Consider the following 21,413-nt stretch of genomic DNA (forward strand, 5'->3'; position numbering starts at 1 on the left):
CATTTCTAGCTGTATTCCTACCAAACGAATAAAAAGGTGCTAAATAGCACCTTTTCTACTTGTGAATTGATGTTTTGATTGCTAAAACATCACCTCTTAACGGTTTTTTATTTAAAAGACTTCATGACATCCAATCATCAAAGCGGGACCACAATGCAGGCTAAAACTGTTGTTGTAAAACTGGGTACCAGTGTCTTAACTGGTGGAACCTTGGCGTTAGATCGAGCTCATATGGTAGAGCTTGTGCGTCAATGTGCTGAATTAAAAAAACAAGGCCACTCTGTGGTCATGGTTTCGTCTGGCGCAATTGCAGCTGGACGTGAGCACTTAGGCTACCCCGCACTCCCCAACTCAATGGCGAGCAAACAGCTGCTTGCTGCAGTTGGGCAAAGCCAGTTGATTCAAGCATGGGAGTCATTATTTGCTATTTATGGCCTTAAAATTGGCCAAATGTTACTAACTCGTGCCGATCTCGACGATAGAGAGCGTTTTTTGAACGCAAGAGATACCATTAATGCGCTTGTTGAAAACGACATTATTCCAATCGTTAACGAGAATGATGCCGTGGCGACGAATGAGATTAAGGTGGGTGACAACGATAACCTATCTGCTCTAGTGGGGATTTTATGTGGTGCAGACAAGTTATTGCTGCTAACAGACCAAAAAGGCCTGTTTACTGCTGACCCACGAAAAGACCCACATGCTGAACTGATCAAAGAAGTGAAAACTATCGATGATACATTGCGTAAAATTGCAGGTGGCAGTGGGACCACTCTTGGCACTGGTGGTATGGCAACCAAACTGCAAGCTGCAGATATTGCTCGTAGAGCGGGCATTGAAGTGATCATTGCAGCTGGTAGTGCTGAAAATGTTGTATTTGACTCGTTAAGCGACAATCCGCAGGGCACTCGTTTTCTGCCTTTAGAAGAAGCGCTTGAAAACCGTAAGCGTTGGATTCTGGCAGGGCCCGCTTCAATGGGCGACATCGTCATTGATGATGGGGCTGTAAATGCCGTTATTAATAAGGGCAGCAGCTTGCTGGCCAAAGGTGTAGTGAAAGTGAGCGGCCAGTTTTCGCGTGGTGACGTTACCCGAATTACAGATAGCCAAGGAAAGGTTATCGCTCGTGGTATCTCTAGCTACTCAAGCCAAGACTTAGCGAAAATTACAGGGAAACACAGTAAAGATATTGGTGAAATCTTGGGTTATGACTATGGCTCAGAGGTGATTCACCGTGATGATCTCGTTGTTATCCAAGAATAAATTCAAGAACACTTAACAAATTTAGGGAGAGTTAAACGTGGATTTAACCAATATGGGTATTGCAGCGAAAGAAGCTGCATTTCACCTCGCAACTGCGTCTACCGCACAAAAAAATAAAGCATTGGCGATTATCGCGGATGAATTAGAAGCAAACTCAAAAGCAATCTTAGAAGCGAATGCTAAAGACATCGAACTCGGCCGTGAAGCTGGTTTAACAGAAGCACTGCTTGACCGTCTCCTTCTTAACGAAGAGCGTCTAACAGGCATCGCTAATGATGTCCGTAATGTTATTAGCCTGAATGACCCTGTGGGCAGTGAAATCGACAGTAAAGTACTTGAAAACGGCATGTCTTTATCTCGCCGTCGTGTACCTTTAGGTGTTGTTGGTGTGATCTATGAAGCTCGCCCGAATGTAACGATTGATATTGCTGCGCTTTGTCTGAAAACCGGTAATGCCAGTATTTTGCGCGGTGGTAAAGAGACCTTCTTCTCGAATATGGAGTTGGTGAAAGTTATCCAATCGGCACTAGAAAAAGCTGAACTACCAGCAGCCTCTGTACAGTACATCGAGAAGCCGGATCGTGAACTTGTGTCTCAGCTACTTAAGCTGGATGACTACGTTGATATGATCATTCCGCGTGGTGGTGCTGGACTACACAAAATGTGTAAAGAAAACAGTACTATTCCAGTGATCATCGGTGGCTTTGGTATTAGTCATATTTTTGTGGATGAAAGCGCTGACTTAGAGAAATCGTTAGATGTCGTTGAAAACTCAAAAGTTCAACGCCCTTCAGCGTGTAACTCATTAGATACTTTGTTGGTTCACAAAGACGTTGCTGCAGAGTTTTTACCAAAGCTTGCTGAACGTTTTGCCGATAAAGTGACGCTTGTTGCTGAGCCAAAGGCAAAAGCTTTGTTAGGCAACGCGAAGTCGCTGAGAGACGCTGGCGACGGTGATTTTGATACCGAGTGGCTAAGCTACACTTTGGGCGTTAAAGTTGTCGATGACGTTCGCGGAGCAATTGATCACATGCGTGTTCATAACGCGAGTCACTCTGATGCGATCATGACAAATAGCCTACAGAGCTCAGAGTTATTCATTAATTCGGTGGGTTCTGCGGCTGTTTATGTCAATGCGTCAACGCGCTTCACCGATGGTGCTCAGTTTGGACTAGGTGCAGAAGTGGCCGTGTCTACTCAAAAATTGCACGCTCGTGGTCCAATGGGCTTGGAAGAACTGACTAGCTATAAGTGGGTTGGAAAAGCGGATTATTTAGTTCGAAGTTAAACCTGTTTCAGTGAAGTTTTGCGTAGCAAGAACGAAAGAAAAAGCCTCAAGCAATTTGGAGCTAATCTTACTGAGCGGAGGTTTGCTTAGCTCAATATAGTGAGCAGTTAACAAAACTTGATGCGTAATCTTAGTAAAGGGCCTTAAAAGGCCCTTTTTCTTTCCTAACGTTTGGCAATTCCGTTACAATATTAACAATTGTTTGGGAGGTGATATGCATTGTCCTTTTTGTTCTGAGAACGACACTAAAGTAATTGATTCAAGACTTGTTGCTGATGGGCACCAAGTGCGTCGTCGTCGTCAATGCTTAGCATGTAGTGAACGTTTTACGACGTTTGAATCCGCAGAATTAGTCATGCCAAAGGTGATTAAATCCAATGGTAACCGCGAACCGTTTAATGAAGACAAAATGGTTGGAGGCTTTCAAAGAGCCTTGGAAAAACGCCCGGTAAGTGCAGATTCTATAGAGCTTGCAATTAGCACGATAAAATCTCAATTGCGTGCGACAGGGGAACGTGAAGTTCCAACGGGTATGATTGGTAACCTAGTGATGGACCAATTAAAAGAACTCGATAAAGTCGCGTATATTCGCTTTGCTTCTGTTTATCGCAGCTTTGAAGATATTCGAGAGTTTGGTGAAGAGATCGCCAAGCTAGAAGATTAAGTCTCTCGAAGGTTAAATCACGATTTTCATGCCTAAATATACCCCCTTAGATTTTCAAATGATGTCGCGAGCGATTCAACTCGCTAAACGTGGCATCTATACCACAGCACCTAACCCAAATGTGGGTTGTGTCATTGTTAACAATGGCCAAATTGTTGGTGAAGGTTATCATCACAAAGCGGGTGAGCCTCATGCTGAGGTTCATGCTCTTCGTATGGCTAAAGAGCAGTCGGAAGGCGCGACAGCTTATGTCACGTTAGAGCCTTGTTCACACTACGGCCGAACACCTCCTTGCGCAGAAGGCTTGATTAACGCCAAAGTCGCGAAAGTCATTTGTGCGATGGAAGATCCTAACCCTAAGGTCGCGGGACGTGGAATTTCTATGTTGCGTGATGCTGGAGTAGAAGTTGAAGTCGGACTGCTTGAGCAAGATGCGATTGCACTGAACCCTTCGTTTATTAAGCGCATGCAAACAGGCATGCCATTTGTTCAAGTAAAGATGGCAGCGAGCTTAGATGGGCAAACCGCTCTTGCTAATGGTAAGAGTCAGTGGATTACATCGAAAGAAGCGCGACAAGACGTACAGAATTACCGAGCAAAATCTGGTTCAATACTGTCTACGAGTCAAACTGTCATTGAAGATAATGCTTCATTAAATGTTCGCTGGACAGAGTTACCGGTTAGCTTGCAGCAGAGCTACCCTGCTGAGTTAGTCAGGCAGCCAGCACGAATTATCTTAGATCGCAAAAATGAACTTCATGCTGACCTTAAGCTTTTTCACTTAACCACTCCGATTATGCGTGTGGCAGAGCAAGAAGCGGATATTAACATTGGTCTAGATGAGTGTGGTCAGCTGAATCTCCGTGAGCTGTTTTCTGAACTCCCTAAGCGCAATATTGACCATGTTTGGGTCGAAGCAGGGGCAACACTCGCAAGCAGTCTGATAAAACAACAACTCGTCGATGAGTTGGTGCTTTATCTCGCTCCTAAATTAATGGGGAGTGACGGACGAGGTTTATTAGGGACTTTAGGTCTGACTGACATGTCGGACGTACTTGACCTAGAAATTAAAGATGTTCGCCAAGTTGGCCAAGACATTCGCATTGTTGCTCAGCCGTTATGGAAAGCATCAGAGATAAATTAAGAGTAAGAAGATGTTTACAGGAATTGTGGAAGCGGTAGGTACACTAAAAGCGATTTCTCCGCGTGGAGAAGATATTACTATTACCGTGAGTGCTGAAAACTTAGATATGTCTGATGTTAAGTTGGGCGATAGCATTGCGACCAATGGTGTGTGTTTAACTGTGGTTGAGTTTAACGAAAACAGCTACAGCGCAGATTTATCATTAGAAACGTTAAAAAGAACAGGTTTCGTTGATTACCAAGCTGGCGATAAAGTGAACCTAGAAAAAGCCATGTTACCAACAACTCGTTTTGGTGGTCATATCGTTTCGGGTCACGTGGATGGTGTTGGCGAAATCATTGAACGAAATCAAGTGGGTCGCGCCGTTGAGTTTTGGGTAGAAATGCCGTCAGAACTATCAAAATACGTTGCTCAAAAAGGCTCAATTACCGTTGATGGTATTAGCTTAACGGTAAACGATTTAAGAAAGAATGCATTCAAATTGACGATTGTTCCTCATACATCGTCTGAAACCACTATCGATCAGTTCCAAGTCGGTCGAAAAGTGAATCTTGAAGTGGATGTACTTGCTCGCTACATGGAGCGTCTTCTACAAGGTCAGCAAGAAGAGTCGCAACCAGAGTCAAAACTGACAATGGAATTCTTGCAGCAAAACGGTTTTGCGTGATCTCCTCCGTTTAGACCAATGTGAAACTCAATTAAAGTAGGTTCTAGGAAGCAGAACCTTTCAATAGGAATAGAGCAATGCCAATTAGTACTTCTCAAGAAATTATTGATGATATTCGCCAAGGAAAAATGGTTATCCTTATGGATGATGAAGATCGTGAAAATGAAGGCGATCTGATCATGGCGGCAGAGCACATTACGCCAGAAGCGATTAACTTCATGGCGACTTACGGTCGTGGTTTAATTTGTTTAACGATGACTAAAGAGCGTTGTGAACGTTTAGGATTGCCTCCTATGGTTCAAGATAATAATGCTCAATACACCACAAACTTCACCGTTTCTATTGAAGCGGCAGAAGGCGTAACGACTGGCATTTCAGCTTCAGATCGCGCTGTAACCGTTCAAGCAGCAGTGGCTAAAGATGCGAAAGCGGCAGACTTAGTCCAACCGGGACACATTTTCCCTCTGACTGCGCAAGAAGGTGGTGTGTTAACTCGCGCTGGTCATACTGAAGCGGGTTGTGATTTAGGACGCCTAGCGGGTTTAGAACCGGCTTCTGTGATCGTGGAAATCCTTAATGACGACGGTACGATGGCTCGTCGTCCTGACTTAGAAGTGTTTGCTGAAAAGCACGGTATCAAGCTAGGTACCATTGCAGACTTGATTGAATACCGTAACAACACCGAAACGACGATCGAGCGCGTTGCTCAGTGTCAACTGCCTACCGAATTCGGCGATTTTGAATTAGTGACATTCCGTGACACGATCGACAACCAGATTCACTACGCGATGGTTAAAGGCGATGTAAAAGACTCAGCGCCGCTAGTACGTGTTCATTTACACGATACATTTACCGATCTATTGCATTCAGACCGTAGCACAGAGCGCAGCTGGACTTTAGATAAAGCAATGCAGCGTATTGGCAGTGAAGGTGGGGTGCTGATTATTCTGGGTAACGAGGAGTCAACAGACTCTTTGATACACAAAGTGAAAACCTTTGAAGCACAAGACAAAGGTGAAGCCCCGACAATGGCTAAGAAACAAGGCACTTCACGCCGTGTTGGCGTAGGTTCGCAAATTCTAGCGGATCTTGGTGTATCTGATATGCGTTTATTGTCTTCTAGCTCAAAACGTTACCATGCACTTGGTGGTTTCGGTTTGAATGTGGTTGAATACGTGTGTGAGTAAAGAATTGAGAAAAGCGGTTTTCGCTTTTCTATAGATATAAAAGGAAGCGAGTGGCTTCCTTTTCCATTTTTAATAGTAATTTCAAAGAGACAAGTTGCCAGGGGCTAGAAACTTAAATATCCATTAGATATTGCTCACAGTTTTATGCTAGAATCCGGCGATTCTCACTTGATGAACATAGTTAAAGGAAGGCTTATGAAAGTGATCGAGGGTGGCTTCCCAGCGCCAAATGCAAAAATAGCTATCGTTATAGCTCGTTTCAACAGTTTTATTAACGAAAGTCTACTTTCTGGTGCAATCGATACTTTAAAACGTCATGGACAAGTAAGCGAAGACAACATCACTGTTGTTCGTTGTCCTGGTGCCGTTGAACTTCCACTTGTTGCTCAACGCGTAGCAAAAACAGGTAAGTTCGATGCGATTGTATCTTTAGGTACAGTTATCCGTGGCGGTACGCCACACTTCGACTATGTTTGTAGTGAATGTAATAAAGGTTTGGCGCAAGTGTCTCTGGAATACTCTCTTCCAGTAGCGTTTGGTGTTCTTACTGTTGATACGATCGATCAAGCTATTGAACGCGCAGGAACCAAGGCTGGTAATAAAGGTGCAGAGGCTGCACTAAGCGCACTTGAGATGATCAACGTTCTTTCTGAAATCGATTCCTAATGGGGGCCAGTGTGAAACCAGCCGCACGTCGTAATGCACGTCAATTTGCTCTACAAGCAATTTATTCTTGGCAAATAACTAAAGAAAATGTTGCCACAGTTGAAGAACATTTCTTATCTGGTGGTAAGTATGATGAAGAAGAGCATCATGCTGCAGAACCTGCTCTAGCTATGCCAGAAACAGACGTTGCATATTTCCGCGACCTACTGACTGGTGTTGCTCTAAGCCACATGGAACTAGATAGCAAACTTCGTCCATTCGTATCTCGCCCAATGCAAGACTTGGATCTGATGGAACTTGCTTTATTACGTCTTGCTATGTACGAGATGACTCGTCGTGAAGATGTACCTTACAAAGTGGTTATTAACGAAGCTATCGAGCTTGCAAAAGTATTTGCAGCGGAAGACAGCCATAAGTTCGTTAATGGTGTGCTTGATAAAGCTGCACCACACGTACGTAAGAAGTAACCCTTCGTATATCGAATATAAAAGGTCAGCATATGTGCTGGCCTTTTTTGTGTTTAAAAACTAAGTAAAATAACCACTTACTTAAACTAAGAGTTAGGGATTGACGTTATGTCTGGCGAATTTAACTTAATTGAAAAATATTTTGTTAACCGACAACCTCAACGTAAAGACGTATACCTTGCCGCAGGGGATGACTGCGCATTGGTTAAGCCTCCAAGCAATGTTCATATTGCAATTAGCACCGATACTTTGGTCGCCGGTACGCATTTCTTGGCGGAGGCTGATCCTAAGTGGGTAGCACATAAAGCACTCGCTTCGAACATTAGTGATTTAGCTGCGATGGGCGCAACTCCTGCGTGGGTCTCTTTCGCCTTGACCATGCCAGAAGTGGATGAAGAATGGTTATCACCTTTCTGTGAGTCATTTTTTAAATTGGCAGACTATTTTGGTATTCAACTAATTGGTGGTGATACAACGAAAGGTCCTCTGAGCTTAACATTAACGGTGCAAGGGTTCGTCGCGGAAGATAAAGCATTGCGCCGAGACGGTGCAAAAGTGGGGGACTGGATTTATGTCACCGGGAACTTGGGTGATAGCAAGGCCGGACTTGATATTATTCTTGATGGTGACCTAAAGAGTAGACCCGCGGCCAGCCAGCTAGAAGAACGCCATTTTATGAGTACTCCTAGAGTTCTCGTCGGGCAAGCTTTATGTGGCGTCGCATCATCGGCAATTGATATTTCAGATGGCGTTATAGCTGATCTAAAGCATATCCTAAAGCGCTCTCAAGTAGGGGCAAGTATCGATGTGAGTCAATTACCTATCTCTGAAGAGCTCTTGGCTTTTACGGGCTCTGAATCGGCGGCTCAGCAATATGCGTTAACAAGCGGTGAAGAGTATGAACTTTGTTTTACCGTACCTGAAGAGCAGCGAGGGTCATTAGAAAGTGTGTTGAACCACACTGGAACTCCGATTACTTGTATTGGTCAAATTAGACCAATAGATCATTTCGAATTACACAATAATGGCAAACCACTTAACTGGGATTTAAGCGGTTTCGATCACTTTAAGGCTTAACGATGTCTAATCCACTCTCTTTGATTTCTTTGAAAAACCCATGGCACTTATTAGCGACAGGTTTCGGCAGCGGTTTGTCTCCGATTATTCCTGGCACTATGGGTACTTTGGCGGCGGTACCGTTATATCTATTGCTTGTTCAACTTCCTTTATCCGCCTATCTAGTAGTTGTGTTGATCAGCTGCGTTATTGGCGTGAAAATTTGCCAAGTAACCTCTGATGATATGGGAGTGCACGATCACGGTTCGATTGTTTGGGATGAGTTTGCTGGCTTTTGGATCACGATGAGCCTTGTGCCCATGCTAAATATTCCAACAAATGATTGGAAGTGGCTCATTACTGGCTTTGTATTGTTCCGTTTTTTCGATATGGTTAAGCCTTGGCCTATTGGGTGGCTTGATAAACGCGTACATGGCGGCTTAGGTATCATGATTGATGATATCGTTGCTGGTGTGATGGCGGGTGTTGCGCTTTACGCGGTGGCCAAATTCTCAGGTTGGTTAGTTTAATCACTTACATTCTTATATCGAAAATAAAGTAAGGTAAACAAATGTCTAAAAAGGTTTATTGCATCGCTCAGTTTCTGCCAAAAGAAGGCAAATTGGATGAATTGTTTGAAGTGCTTAAAGCGCTAGAACCAAATTCGATGCGTGAAGATGGCTGTATCCAGTACACAGTGACACGTCATATCCTAAGCTCTTTTGCTGAAGGTGAGAGCTTCCCAATTGCATTCAACGAAATTTGGGTGGATAACGAAGCGTTTGAAGCGCACTGTCAACGTTCTGAAATTCAAGAGTTCTTCCAACAACAGTGTGTTGCAGAAGACGGCTTAGTTGAGAAGTTCAACGTTTGTGTATATTCCGATGAGCCAAACAACTACGACGCACCTCAGTTCAACAATAAATAATGACGCTCGCTACACCAGCTTAAGTTGTTGGCAAAGAAAGAAAAAAGGTTGACCATTGGTCAACCTTTTTAGTTTTTATCTTTTGCGTAATACTATTTAGCGAGGTATTGCTCAATCGAACGTTGGATACCAACAGCATCAAGGCCTAGCTCTTGGTGAAGCTCATCTTGAGTGCCTTGAGGAACAAACTTATCAGGCAAACCTAAGTTCAATACTGGCATAGGCAGCTTCTCTTGCATCAAGAACTCTAGTATGCCAGCACCAGCACCACCGGCTATCGCATTTTCCTCAATTGTGACTAATACGTCATGAGTACTAGCAAGTTGTTTGATCAACTCTTCATCCAGAGGTTTAACGAAGCGCATATCGGCAACCGTTGCATCGATAGCGTCTGCTGCTTGTAAGGTATTCTCTAAGAAAGTACCGAAGCTTAATACAGCAACTTTAGCGCCATCTTTCGCTTTAGAACTTTCACGAACAATACGGCCTTTACCAATTTCTAATACAGTGAAAGTGTCTTGAATTTCAACACCCATACCGCCACCACGAGGGTAACGAACGGCACTCGGCCCGGTATGTTGGTGGCCTGTGTACAGCATTTGACGACATTCGTTTTCGTCACTTGGTGCCATGATCACCATGTTTGGAATGCAGCGCATGAAGCTTAAATCAAAAGCACCTTGGTGCGTCTGACCGTCTGCACCCACCAGACCTGCGCGGTCAATGGCAAACATGACTGGTAAATCCATGATGGCGACATCGTGGATCAGTTGATCATAGCCACGCTGTAAGAACGTCGAGTAGATAGCGACAATCGGCTTATTGCCCGCAATCGCCATACCGGTCGCGAGCGTCACAGCGTGTTGCTCGGCGATAGCGACATCAAAGTACTGTTCTGGGTACTCTTTTGAAAAGCGAACCATGCCAGAGCCTTCACGCATAGCAGGGGTAATCGCCATCAGCTTAGGATCTTGTGCGGCCATATCACAAAGGAAGTCACCAAAGATCTTTGAGTAAGTCGGCTTAGAACTGCTACTTTTAGGCAAGCTAGAGTGTGCAGGATCGAACTTAGGTACACCGTGGTAACCGATTGGATCTTTTTCAGCCGGCTCGTAGCCTTTGCCTTTCTTCGTCATAATATGCAGGAATTGTGGGCCTTTTAGCTCACGCATATTCTTCAGTGTTTTGATCAGCTCGTTGACATCGTGACCATCAATTGGGCCGATGTAATTGAAGCCGAGTTCTTCAAACATAGTGCCTGGAACAACCATGCCTTTTAAATGTTCTTCAGTGCGACGAACCAGCTCTTTAATTGGTGGAACACCTGAAAGAACTTTCTTGCCGCCCTCACGAATTGACGTGTATAGGCTGCCAGAAAGCACTTGAGCCAAGTGGTTATTTAATGCACCAACGTTCTCTGAAATCGACATTTCGTTATCATTTAAAATGACGAGCATGTCGTTATGGATATCACCCGCGTGGTTCATTGCTTCAAAAGCCATACCTGCGGTAATTGCACCATCTCCGATGATGCTCACAACCTTACGGCCTTTGCCTTCTTTCTCTGCACTGATTGCCATACCAAGCGCAGCACTTATCGAAGTTGAAGAGTGTCCAACGGACAAAGTGTCAAATTCACTTTCTTCACGCCACGGGAAAGGGTGAAGCCCACCTTTCTGACGAATTGAAGGCAATCGGTCACGGCGACCAGTCAGGATTTTGTGAGGGTATGCTTGATGCCCAACATCCCAAACCAATTGGTCAAAAGGTGTGTTGTATACGTAGTGAAGAGCAACAGTTAATTCAACTGTGCCTAAACCAGATGCTAAATGTCCGCTAGATTGACTAACGGAGTTGAGCAAATAGCTACGTAGCTCATCACATAGCTTAGGAAGCGTCTCTTTTGGAAGCAGACGCAATTCCTCTGGCATATCTGCCAAAGCAAGTGTGGGGTACTTTGAAATATCAAGAGTCATAGTATTGCGCGCTTATTGTCTTAGTTCTTGCGCTCGATGACGTATCGGGCGAACTCTTCGAGTAACTGAGTATTGTATGGGATTGCGTTCAAAGCTTGAAGCGCTTCATGTAACAGAGTGTGAGCTTTTTCTTGAGCGCCCTCTAATCCTAGCAAAGAAGGGTAGGTGCTCTTGTTTAATTCTTGGTCAGAACCTTGTGGTTTACCTAACGTCTCTGTATCGCTAATGATGTCTAAGATGTCGTCTTGAACTTGAAAAGCAAGGCCAATGGCGTCAGCGAATTTATCCAACTGAGGCAGGATATCTATTCCTTTTTGGCCTGCAGCCAATGCGCCTAGTCGGATGGCGCATTTCATGAGCGCCCCGGTTTTGTTTCGATGAATCTCTTCTAATTCATCTAACGAAACAGAACGATTTTCAGCTGCGAGATCAAGTGCCTGACCAATACACATTCCTTGAGCGCCAGAGGCTTCTGCAAGAGCTTGTACCATTTTAATCCGACAAGTTTCACCGTGTTCATTTAACTCACCTTCAGCAAGGATGGTAAATGCTAATGTTTGGAGTGCATCACCAGTTAAAATGGCGGTCGCTTCATCAAACTTTATGTGGCAAGTCGGGTGACCTCTGCGTAACGCATCGTCATCCATAGCGGGTAAATCATCATGAATTAGTGAATAGGCGTGAATGCATTCGATAGCGGAAGCTGGCGTGTCGAGTGCTTCTTTAGAACAGCCAAGCATCTCCCCAGTGATATAAACAAGAAATGGACGTGCTCGCTTACCTCCCAATAGTAAACCATAACGCATTGCGTTAATCAGAGGCTGTTTTTGGTGAGGGAGGCGGTCAAGCCATAGATTTAATTGGTCGTTATTACGTTCTTGATAAGACGTTAAAGTCTCGATCATAGGGGATCTCATACAATTATTTATTCTGGTTGCGGATTAAAGTCACTAAGCTCTGCATTTTCATCGTTTTGCAGCAGGATACTAACTCGTTGCTCTGCATCGTTTAGTTTGCTTTGTCCAGCACGAGCGAGTGCGATACCACGCTCAAATTTTTTCAGCGCATCATCTAAGGCTAGATCACCATTTTCTAGTTGATCAACCAAGCCATCGAGTTCTTCAATTGCCGCCTCGAAAGACATATTTTCTGGTTTCTTAGTCGCCATAATAATTCTGCGTTAGTAAAGATGAACGAACGTTACCTTAGGGCGTTAAGATGGTCAAATTTAACCAATAAAAATTGTTAGAAAATTGGTATAAAGACGGTCATTAATGGAAGGGACAATCAAATTTACAACTTGGAGCTCTAAACTAAGCTTAAGGAAGAGTAAGCTAAGGAGTAAATTGGTAATAGCCATAGAAAAATTGTGCTACTAACATCAAGATTTAACTAAAAGATCTTCTTTACTTGCCGATAAGAAGATTATTCTCAAAGAAGACGCATAAAACAGCATGAGGAGTGCTTTGTGGATTTAGCAACCCTATTAGGTCTAATTGGCGGATTCGCCTTCGTAATCATGGCAATGATTCTTGGTGGTAGTATTGCGATGTTTATCGACGTGACTTCCATCCTTATCGTTGTTGGTGGTTCGATATTCGTAGTGTTAATGAAGTTCACCATGGGCCAATTCTTCGGTGCCGTCAAAATTGCCGGTAAAGCGTTTATGTTTAAGTCAGATGAGCCAGAAGATCTTATCGCGAAAGTGGTTGAGATGGCTGATGCAGCACGTAAAGGTGGCTTCCTTGCATTAGAAGAAATGGAAATCACGAACAGTTTCATGCAAAAAGGCATCGACTTACTGGTTGATGGTCACGACGCTGACGTGGTTCGCGCGGCACTGCAAAAAGATATCGCACTGACCGATGAACGTCATGAGCAGGGTGGTAAAGTATTCAGTGCATTTGGTGATGTAACCCCAGCGATGGGAATGATCGGTACTTTGGTTGGTCTGGTTGCGATGCTTTCAAACATGGATGACCCTAAATCGATTGGCCCAGCAATGGCGGTTGCACTTTTAACGACACTTTATGGTGCGATCCTATCGAACATGGTTTTCTTCCCTATTGCTGACAAACTGGCACTGCGCCGTGATCAAGAAACGCTAAACCGTCGCTTAGTGATGGATGGTGTGCTTGCGATTCAAGATGGTCAGAACCCGCGTGTAATTGATGGTTACTTGAAGAACTACATCAATGAAGGTAAGCGTATTCTTGATGGCGATGGCGACTAAGTAGGGCTTAAGGTATGGAAGAAGAAACTCCCTGTAAATGTCCCCCTCCCGGCCTTCCGTTATGGATGGGAACCTTTGCCGACTTGATGTCGTTGCTGATGTGTTTCTTCGTACTTCTGCTTTCGTTTTCGGAAATGGACGTACTGAAGTTCAAACAGATTGCAGGCTCGATGAAATTTGCCTTTGGTGTACAAAACCGCTTGGAAGTGAAAGATATTCCTAAAGGTACCAGCATTATTGCGCAAGAATTCCGTCCTGGTCGCCCTGAGCCGACACCCATTGATGTCATCATGCAACAGACCATCGATATCACCCAGCAGACATTGGAATTCCATGAAGGTGAGTCCGATAGAGCGGGCGGTACTAAGCGCGATCAAGGTAAGTTAACGGGTGGTCAATCCCCTGATACTTCGACCAAGAATAACCAGAACTCCGAATCAGAGATGCAGCAACAGCAAGCTGAAGCTCAGTCTCAAGAGATGGAAACCTTGATGGAGAGTATTAAAAAAGCGCTAGAACGTGAGATTGACCAAGGTGCGATTGAAGTTGAAAACTTAGGTCAGCAGATTGTTATTCGAATTCGTGAAAAAGGGGCGTTCCCATCAGGTTCGGCGTTTTTACAACCTAAGTTCCGTCCTTTGGTAAGACAGGTCGCTGATCTTGTCAAAGATGTGCCGGGTATTGTGCGAATTTCGGGTCACACGGATAACCAAAGATTAGATTCGGAACTGTACCGTTCTAATTGGGACCTTTCTTCACAGCGCGCGGTGTCTGTCGCACAGGAAATGGAGAAAGTTAGAGGTTTCTCTCATCAGAGATTAAGAGTGAGAGGCATGGCTGATACTGAAGCGTTAGGGCCGAATGATACTGAAGCGGAGCGCAGTTTAAACCGCCGCGTGGAAATCAGCATCATGCAGGGTGAACCACTTTATAGTGAAGAAGTCCCAGTCCCTGGCAATTAGTAAAAGAATGGATAAATATAAGCCCAAGTGAATACTTGGGCTTTTCTTTTTCTAGGCGAGTAATGCAGACGGAAGGCTCGCAATCTTTTCCTTGCTTAGCATTCTCATGTATAATTCGCGCCCTTAGATTTAGATAATGATCTATTGTGCATCTAGAGCCTAGTAAAGACGTTCGATTACTTGGCGGTGAACCCTTTAATTGTTGTGAAAATATTATGAAATTTATTGTTAAGCCCCATCCGGAAATTTTTGTAAAAAGTGAGTCGGTGCGTAAGCGCTTCACAAGGATTCTAGAGTGCAATATCCGTAACATTATTCAACGTCGTACAGAGAACGTTGCGGTATTCAACCGTCGTGATCATATCGAAGTGACTTCTGAAAGTGACCAATACTTCAATGAAACGTTAGAAATTCTAACGCACACTCCGGGTATCCATCACTCTCTAGAAGTTCAGCAATCAGAATTTAAAGACTTGCACGATATCTTCGAGCAAGTGCTAGAGCGTAGCCGTGGTGACATTGAAGGGAAGACTTTCTCTGTCCGTGCTAAACGTCGTGGTAAACACGAGTTTACGTCTATTGAACTAGAGCGTTATGTTGGTGGTGGCCTTAACCAAGCAGTAGAATCTGCGAAAGTTAAGCTAAAAGACCCAGAAGTAACGGTTAAGGTTGAAATCGCTAACGACAAACTAAACCAAATCATTGCGCGTCATAAAGGTTTGGGTGGTTTCCCTCTTGGTACTCAAGAAGATGTATTAAGTTTGATTTCAGGCGGTTTTGATTCAGGCGTATCGAGCTATTTACACATCAAACGTGGTTCCAAAGTTCATTACTGCTTCTTCAACCTAGGCGGTCCGGCACACGAAATCGGTGTTAAGCAAGTTTCTCACTACCTGTGGAACAAATTTGGCTCTTCTGCAAAAGTGAAATTTATCGCTATTGATTTTGAACCTGTTGTTGCTGAAATCTTGGAAAACGTCGACGACGGCCAAATGGGCGTTGTACTTAAACGTATGTTCATGCGCGCTGGTGGTATGGTTGCTGAGCGCTTTGGCATTGAAGCTCTCGTTACCGGTGAAGCTTTAGGTCAAGTATCTAGCCAAACGCTAACTAACCTTCGTCATATCGATAATGTGACAGATACTTTGATTCTGCGTCCTTTAATCAACTGGGATAAAGAAGACATCATTGATTTGTCTCGTATCATAGGTACGGAAGATTTCGCAAAAGTTATGCCTGAATACTGTGGTGTAATTTCTAAGAAGCCGACAGTGAAAGCGAAAAAATCGAAACTGGAAGCGGAAGAAGCGAAGTTTAACTTTGAAGTGCTTGATCAAGTGATTGAGAATGCGCGTATCATCGACATTCGCGATATCGAGAAAGAAAGCCAAGAGCAAGCGCCAGAAGTCGAGCAGGTTCAGGCTGTAGAAGCTCATGCGGTGGTACTGGATATTCGTAGCCCAGATGAAGAAGATGAGAACCCATTAGAAATTGATGGTGTTGAAGTTCTTCACCTGCCGTTCTTCAAATTGGCAACAAAGTTTGGTGACCTTGACCAATCGAAAGAATACTTATTGTATTGCGATCGTGGTGTTATGAGCCGACTACAAGCGCTTTACTTGCAAGAACAAGGGTTTGCAAACGTAAAAGTTTACCGCCCATAGTTAAGTAATTGCTTGGAATTGTTAAAAAACGCTCACAGAAATGTGGGCGTTTTTTTATTCTCGGATAAGTTAAGCTTGTTCTTAACTGATGGTTTTGTAAATTATTTGCTGCAGATAAAAAAACACCGCCATAAAGGCGGTGTAAAGAAATTTGACAGACAGGTCAAAATAAATACAGGAAGTATATGCCTCGTTACAGGGGATATCTGTAACAAAACATTTGGTAGAATCCTACCTAACTCGAAAAGTACGAGTTTGCAAACACAACATCGCAACAACTAAGCCAATTGATTCTAGAGAGAATCAAGCCGTTCAGGCTAGCGCTGCGGGATGAAATATAGAATTTCTCTAGCCGCTAGACAATGGACAATTTATAATGTTTCAGATAAAAAAAACTAATGCATTACTAGAGAGTGATTATGTCTCGTAGATTACCTCCATTAAACTCGCTTCGAGTATTCGAAGCCGCTGCTCGTCATTTGAGTTTTACGCGAGCCGCTGAAGAGCTTTTTGTGACTCAGGCGGCAGTGAGTCATCAGATTAAAGCGCTAGAAGAGTTTCTATCCTTAAAGCTATTTCGTCGCCGAAATCGCTCTTTGTTACTGACGGAAGAAGGGCAAAGCTACTTTTTAGACATAAAGGATATTTTCACGTCGTTGGCTGAAGCAACGGATAAAGTTCTAGAACGCAGCGAAAAAGGCGCATTAACGATCAGTTTGCCTCCAAGCTTTGCGATTCAATGGCTTGTGCCTCGCTTGGCTGATTTTAATCAGCAACAGCCTGATATCGATGTGCGTATCAAAGCCGTTGATATGGATGAAGGCTCGTTAACCGACGATGTTGACGTGGCGATTTATTACGGTAGAGGCAACTGGCCCGGATTAAGAGCCGATAAGTTGTATCAAGAATACTTGATACCCTTGTGTTCACCTTCCTTACTGTTAGGCACTAAGCCATTAGAATCTTTGAAGGATTTGGCATGCCATACGTTACTGCATGATACGTCTCGTAAAGACTGGAAACAATTTGCTAAGCAAAATGCGATAGAAGGCGTCAATGTAAACCATGGCCCAATTTTCAGTCACTCGACGATGGTGCTGCAAGCTGCAGCTCATGGCCAAGGTGTTGCGCTCGGGAATAATGTATTGGCTCAACCAGAAATTGAGGCAGGGCGCTTAATCGCCCCTTTTGATGAAGTGCTAGTCAGTAAAAATGCGTTTTATGTTGTGTGCCATGACAAACAAGCGGACATGGGGCGTATTGCAACATTCCGTGATTGGATGCTAGCGAAAGCTCAAAGTGAACAAGAGGACTTGCTCGATGAATAACATGATTATTGATGGTGCTGAAAACAACAAAACGTTTGTTTTTGCTCATGGTGCCGGGGCGGGAATGGATCATGACTTCATGGATTCTGTCGCGAAAGGATTAGCTGGAAAAGGCATCAGAGTGGTTCGATTTAATTTCCCTTACATGATTAAACGAGCAGAAGACGGGAAACGTAGGCCGCCTGATAGAGCTCCAAAATTGCTAGAAGCTTATCAAGTGATTATTGATGCAGAAGAAAACGAGCGCATCGTCATTGGTGGTAAGTCGATGGGAGGGCGTATGGCAAGCCATCTTAGTGGACTAGGCAAAGTTGCCGCTGTAGCTTGTTTAGGGTTTCCCTTCCACCCACCGGGTAAACCTGAAAACTATAAAGGTGAGCACTTAGCAGAATTAGAAAAGCCTTGTCTAATTTTGCAAGGTGAACGAGATACATTTGGTAAAAAAGAAGAGTTCAGTGGATTTGAATTATCGCAATCGATTCGTGTTGAGTTTATTCCAGATGGTGACCATAGCTTCAAGCCTCGTAAGAGTTCAGGTTATACGGAGCAACAGAATATAGAGTTAACCGTCGAAAAGTTGTCTCAGTTTATTGATGAGGTTCTGGATGAAAAGTAAGTACCTACTAATGTTTGGGGGGCTTTCTGGAATGGTGTCAGTCATGCTTGGCGCTTTCGCAGCCCACGCCCTAAAAGTGAAACTGCCTGAGTATTTGCTTGGCGTGTTTGAAACCGGCGTGCAGTATCAGTTTATCCATACGTTGGCGATTTTGGCTTGTGGGCTTTTGTTACAGATGAAACTTAGCGCTAAAGCACAAAAATATTTTTTCATTGCCGCAATTTGCTTTATCATCGGCATCCTTTGTTTTAGTGGCAGCTTATATGCGTTGGCGCTGACAGGAATTAAATGGTTTGGCCCTATCACTCCACTGGGTGGGCTACTATTTATTATTGGCTGGGGAATGTTCTCCTTTGCTGCTTTAAAAATGAATGAGGTAACTAAGTGAAACACGTACTACTCTATTGTCGCTCTGGTTTTGAAAAAGAATGTGCAGGTGAAATTCAAGACAAAGCTACACAACTTGAAGTGTTTGGTTTTCCTCGTTTAAAAAACAATACGGGATTTGTATTGTTTGAGTGCTATCAAGATGGCGAAGCAGATAAGCTGATCAAAAACATCGATTTTCAATCGCTGATTTTTGCACGTCAGATGATTGCAGTGGCGGTTGAAATTAAAGACTTGCCGAAAGATGACCGCATTTCTCCAATTCTTGAAGAACTGTCAGAAAAAGATGGTTTCCCTCGTTGTGGGGACATTCGTATCGAAACCCCTGATACCAACGAAGCCAAAGAGCTATTAAAGTTTTGTCGTAAGTTCACCGTGCCAATGCGTCAAGCTTTGCGTGGTAAAGGGTTAATGACGGCAAAAGACAATGCAAAGAAGCCAGTGCTTCACGTATGTTTTATCGCTCCTGGTCATTGTTTTATTGGTTATTCTTACCCAACCAATAACTCACAGTTCTTTATGGGGATCCCACGTCTGAAATTCCCATCGGACGCGCCTAGCCGCTCAACCTTGAAGCTTGAGGAAGCGTTTCACGTATTCATCCCTCGCGATGAGTGGGATGAACGTTTAGCTCCGGGCATGTGGGGCGTTGACTTAGGTGCTTGCCCTGGTGGTTGGACTTATCAGCTCGTTAAGCGCTCTATGTTCGTTCACTGTGTCGATAACGGCATGATGGCAGATAGCCTAATGGAAACTGGGCAAATTAAGCACCACATGGTGGATGGCTTTAAATTTGAACCAGACCGTAAGAACGTTACTTGGATCATTTGTGACATGGTTGAAAAGCCAGCGCGTGTTGCACACTTAATGGGTGAGTGGATCATCAAAGGTTGGGCAAAAGAAGCCCTATTTAACCTCAAGCTGCCTATGAAAGGTCGCTATGATGAAGTGCTACAAGATATTGAAAATCTGAAAGTATTCCTTAACGACAACGGCGTGAAATACAAGATGCAAGCTAAGCACTTGTATCATGACCGTGAAGAGATCACAGTGCACATTCAGTGCTTATCTAATATCTCTCCGCACTAAGTAAACGATGATGTTAAACGCTCCTTTTTAGGAGCGTTTTTTGTTTTCAGAGCCCATCTCTTTTAAAGTCAGTTCACCTTTATCAAGCGCTACTCTGGTGTTGGCCACATCTCCCATAGCATTGCTTCCATCGAGTTTTCGATATCGTCAGAAGTGTGAGCAAAGAAGTCTAAGTTAGTTCGCTGTTCAACTTCATCAATGGTGGTGACAAAGTCGACTAGCTCGCTGCCTGAAACATCACGATGGGGGACGATAAACGCAATAGCATCGTTGTAATACGGGTCTAACACTACTTTGTAGAAGGCACTTGGAATTATGACTCCATCCCCAATAGATGCTTCATTACCTTCATAGATAGGACCAGTGACCACATACAGTTCTTGATACTCGTTCGCCAGATCTCTAACGTGCTCTTCCAGCAAGCGCCATCCTACACGGTTAAATCCAGGCAACTGTGGGGACATGTTGCTTAGCAGAAAACTTTCTTGCATTGATTCTTGACTGAAGTCCATCGCCGCTGATGGTGCAAGGTGTCCGCGGTCATATCCAGATTTGGAATAGTCGCTTAACGTGGATTGGGCATACTCTGGTAATTCGGCATCTACCTTGAAGTTATTACTGCGTTTGAATTGGGCGTTAACACTGTCTGCGGTGACATGATAAGCCACCCAATCAGCGTTCTTAGTTTGATAGTTGTAGCCGACCGCGTATCCAGTACGACACAGGACCTGATCGGAATTTTCAGAAGGTAAGCCTTTAGCAAGGTGCTCACCGCAACTCTCGGTGGCGTTAGCAAAAGGTGTGATAGTGAGTAAGAGGGTTGTGAGTAATAGTATCTTTTTCATTGTGTTTCTCCTTATTGGAGCAATGAAATTAAATACTTATATCAATAAGACTGTGATGAAGGCTAAATGTTAATCAATACTCGGTAAGGTATTGATTAACATTATGATTAGGTTGTGAATGTAACGGAGAACACAACAGAAAAGATAAACATCTAGGAGCTTTAATCTGGGCTGCCGGAAAAGCGAATATCTTGCAAATTAAAGCCCAGTTCAATATCTGTTTTGAGTGCTGATACTTGTTTACATAGGCGTGCTGACTCAATGTGCTCGTCAAACTTTTTGCGGTATTTCGCAGGAAGGTCGTCAGCTGAAAACGCTTCTTCGATATCTTGGTAGCTAGTTAAGATCTCTTTCGCGGCTTTGGGCCCCACGCCTGGGATCCCCGGTACTTGGCTAGAACTAACGCCGGTTAGCCCCCAGTAGTCCGCCAGCTGTTCAGGTTTAACCCCAAATTCTTTTTCGATGAAAGGTTTATCTAACCAACGGTGCTGGAAGTAATCGCGGATTTGCAATGTTGGTGAAAGCAGCTGGCAATACCCTTTATCCGTTGAAATTATGGTGACCTTTTCTCCGTGGCTCGCGACTTTGGTTGCCAGTGTTGCAACTAAATCATCCGCTTCATCACCATCAGACAAGAGTGAGTCGATACCAAGCTCCCACCAAGCTTGTTGAATGGAATCCAATCCATTCATTAATGGCTCAGGCATTGGTTTACGATTCTGCTTATAGTTAGGAAGAACTTTGGCACGCCAACCACGATCTTGTAAATGATGATCAAATACCGCGATGATATGAGTCGGCTGAGATTCCGACAAAATCTTATTAAGGGTGCGAGTGGTCGTGGTGATGGTTCTTGCGATATCGGTCGGGTCTGGTTGAGCAGAGTGCACTCGGCGAATTAGGTTAAGCGCATCGATAATCACAAGATGAATAGACATAACATTCCAATAAAAAAGGGGCTTACGGTTAAGCCCCTTATCATA

23 protein-coding genes are annotated in these 21,413 nt (G+C 43.9%); 18 read left to right on the top strand and 5 right to left on the bottom strand.

Annotation, left to right across the window (positions count from 1 at the left end):
• Positions 1-123: 123 nt before the first annotated feature.
• The 11 genes from proB (at position 124) to ACHUFI_RS07850 (ending at position 9,330) form a co-directional block, all read left to right on the top strand.
• Positions 124-1,263: a glutamate 5-kinase gene (gene proB / locus ACHUFI_RS07800; protein ID WP_394247880.1), complete on the top strand. Its 1,140-nt coding sequence runs from the start codon at positions 124-126 to the stop codon at positions 1,261-1,263.
• A 37-nt stretch (positions 1,264-1,300) separates the two neighbouring features.
• Positions 1,301-2,551: a glutamate-5-semialdehyde dehydrogenase gene (locus ACHUFI_RS07805; RefSeq protein WP_394247882.1), complete on the top strand. Its 1,251-nt coding sequence runs from the start codon at positions 1,301-1,303 to the stop codon at positions 2,549-2,551.
• A gap of 214 nt (positions 2,552-2,765) precedes the next feature.
• A complete protein-coding gene (gene nrdR, locus ACHUFI_RS07810) occupies positions 2,766-3,215 on the top strand; it encodes a transcriptional regulator NrdR (RefSeq protein WP_394247884.1) in 450 nt (149 codons plus the stop codon).
• Between the two features lie 28 nt (positions 3,216-3,243).
• Positions 3,244-4,359 carry a bifunctional diaminohydroxyphosphoribosylaminopyrimidine deaminase/5-amino-6-(5-phosphoribosylamino)uracil reductase RibD gene (gene ribD, locus ACHUFI_RS07815; protein WP_394247886.1) on the top strand — a complete coding sequence of 372 codons (1,116 nt, stop codon included), beginning with the start codon at positions 3,244-3,246 and terminating at the stop codon, positions 4,357-4,359.
• A gap of 10 nt (positions 4,360-4,369) precedes the next feature.
• On the top strand, positions 4,370-5,026 hold the full coding sequence (locus tag ACHUFI_RS07820) for a riboflavin synthase (RefSeq protein WP_394247888.1): 657 nt from the start codon (positions 4,370-4,372) through the stop codon (positions 5,024-5,026).
• Between the two features lie 77 nt (positions 5,027-5,103).
• Positions 5,104-6,213 carry a bifunctional 3,4-dihydroxy-2-butanone-4-phosphate synthase/GTP cyclohydrolase II gene (gene ribBA / locus ACHUFI_RS07825; RefSeq protein ID WP_394247890.1) on the top strand — a complete coding sequence of 370 codons (1,110 nt, stop codon included), beginning with the start codon at positions 5,104-5,106 and terminating at the stop codon, positions 6,211-6,213.
• A 195-nt stretch (positions 6,214-6,408) separates the two neighbouring features.
• On the top strand, positions 6,409-6,879 hold the full coding sequence (ribH, locus tag ACHUFI_RS07830; RefSeq protein WP_004741508.1) for a 6,7-dimethyl-8-ribityllumazine synthase: 471 nt from the start codon (positions 6,409-6,411) through the stop codon (positions 6,877-6,879).
• Positions 6,879-7,346 carry a transcription antitermination factor NusB gene (nusB, locus tag ACHUFI_RS07835; protein WP_394247892.1) on the top strand — a complete coding sequence of 156 codons (468 nt, stop codon included), beginning with the start codon at positions 6,879-6,881 and terminating at the stop codon, positions 7,344-7,346. Before ribH ends, nusB begins: the two co-directional genes overlap by 1 nt.
• A 108-nt stretch (positions 7,347-7,454) precedes the next feature.
• A complete protein-coding gene (gene thiL, locus ACHUFI_RS07840; protein ID WP_394247894.1) occupies positions 7,455-8,423 on the top strand; it encodes a thiamine-phosphate kinase in 969 nt (322 codons plus the stop codon).
• A gap of 2 nt (positions 8,424-8,425) precedes the next feature.
• A complete protein-coding gene (pgpA, locus tag ACHUFI_RS07845; RefSeq protein ID WP_394247896.1) occupies positions 8,426-8,932 on the top strand; it encodes a phosphatidylglycerophosphatase A in 507 nt (168 codons plus the stop codon).
• Positions 8,933-8,973: 41 nt separating this feature from the next.
• Positions 8,974-9,330: a putative quinol monooxygenase gene (locus ACHUFI_RS07850; RefSeq protein WP_394247898.1), complete on the top strand. Its 357-nt coding sequence runs from the start codon at positions 8,974-8,976 to the stop codon at positions 9,328-9,330.
• Positions 9,331-9,422: 92 nt separating this feature from the next.
• Here ACHUFI_RS07850 and dxs read toward each other — a convergent pair whose 3' ends face one another.
• Genes dxs through xseB form a run of 3 tightly spaced genes read right to left on the bottom strand, consistent with a single transcriptional unit; the run spans position 9,423 to position 12,474 of the window.
• Positions 9,423-11,306 carry a 1-deoxy-D-xylulose-5-phosphate synthase gene (dxs, locus tag ACHUFI_RS07855; protein WP_394247900.1) on the bottom strand — a complete coding sequence of 628 codons (1,884 nt, stop codon included), beginning with the start codon at positions 11,304-11,306 and terminating at the stop codon, positions 9,423-9,425.
• Between the two features lie 20 nt (positions 11,307-11,326).
• On the bottom strand, positions 11,327-12,211 hold the full coding sequence (ispA, locus tag ACHUFI_RS07860) for a (2E,6E)-farnesyl diphosphate synthase (protein WP_394247902.1): 885 nt from the start codon (positions 12,209-12,211) through the stop codon (positions 11,327-11,329).
• Between the two features lie 20 nt (positions 12,212-12,231).
• The gene (gene xseB / locus ACHUFI_RS07865; protein WP_137355554.1) at positions 12,232-12,474 is read right to left on the bottom strand and encodes an exodeoxyribonuclease VII small subunit; all 243 of its coding nucleotides are present in this window, start codon (positions 12,472-12,474) and stop codon (positions 12,232-12,234) included.
• Between the two features lie 300 nt (positions 12,475-12,774).
• Here xseB and pomA point away from each other — a divergent pair, with 300 nt between their 5' ends.
• From pomA to rlmM, 7 genes are all read left to right on the top strand, one after another.
• A complete protein-coding gene (pomA, locus tag ACHUFI_RS07870; protein WP_394247904.1) occupies positions 12,775-13,539 on the top strand; it encodes a flagellar motor protein PomA in 765 nt (254 codons plus the stop codon).
• Between the two features lie 14 nt (positions 13,540-13,553).
• A complete protein-coding gene (locus ACHUFI_RS07875; RefSeq protein WP_394247906.1) occupies positions 13,554-14,501 on the top strand; it encodes a flagellar motor protein MotB in 948 nt (315 codons plus the stop codon).
• 215 nt (positions 14,502-14,716) lie between these two features.
• Positions 14,717-16,165, top strand: a complete 1,449-nt coding sequence (gene thiI / locus ACHUFI_RS07880; protein WP_394247908.1) for a tRNA uracil 4-sulfurtransferase ThiI — start codon at positions 14,717-14,719, stop codon at positions 16,163-16,165.
• 419 nt (positions 16,166-16,584) lie between these two features.
• The gene (locus ACHUFI_RS07885; protein WP_394247910.1) at positions 16,585-17,493 is read left to right on the top strand and encodes a transcriptional regulator GcvA; all 909 of its coding nucleotides are present in this window, start codon (positions 16,585-16,587) and stop codon (positions 17,491-17,493) included.
• Entirely contained in the window at positions 17,486-18,109 is a 624-nt protein-coding gene (locus tag ACHUFI_RS07890) for an alpha/beta fold hydrolase (protein ID WP_394247912.1), read from the top strand. Before ACHUFI_RS07885 ends, ACHUFI_RS07890 begins: the two co-directional genes overlap by 8 nt.
• On the top strand, positions 18,099-18,497 hold the full coding sequence (locus tag ACHUFI_RS07895) for a DUF423 domain-containing protein (RefSeq protein WP_394247914.1): 399 nt from the start codon (positions 18,099-18,101) through the stop codon (positions 18,495-18,497). Before ACHUFI_RS07890 ends, ACHUFI_RS07895 begins: the two co-directional genes overlap by 11 nt.
• Complete coding sequence (rlmM, locus tag ACHUFI_RS07900) at positions 18,494-19,585, top strand: 23S rRNA (cytidine(2498)-2'-O)-methyltransferase RlmM (protein ID WP_394247916.1); 1,092 nt, start codon at positions 18,494-18,496, stop codon at positions 19,583-19,585. Before ACHUFI_RS07895 ends, rlmM begins: the two co-directional genes overlap by 4 nt.
• A gap of 89 nt (positions 19,586-19,674) precedes the next feature.
• On the opposite strand, the gene ACHUFI_RS07905 is transcribed toward rlmM, so the two are convergent.
• Together ACHUFI_RS07905 and xni are read right to left on the bottom strand one after the other, a co-directional pair.
• On the bottom strand, positions 19,675-20,430 hold the full coding sequence (locus ACHUFI_RS07905; protein ID WP_394247918.1) for a DNA/RNA non-specific endonuclease: 756 nt from the start codon (positions 20,428-20,430) through the stop codon (positions 19,675-19,677).
• A gap of 161 nt (positions 20,431-20,591) precedes the next feature.
• Positions 20,592-21,368, bottom strand: coding sequence for a flap endonuclease Xni (xni, locus tag ACHUFI_RS07910; protein ID WP_394247920.1), 777 nt, complete (start codon positions 21,366-21,368; stop codon positions 20,592-20,594).
• Between the last annotated feature and the right edge of the window lie 45 nt (positions 21,369-21,413).

This window comes from Vibrio profundi, assembly GCF_043642225.1.
Lineage (GTDB): Bacteria > Pseudomonadota > Gammaproteobacteria > Enterobacterales > Vibrionaceae > Vibrio > Vibrio profundi_A.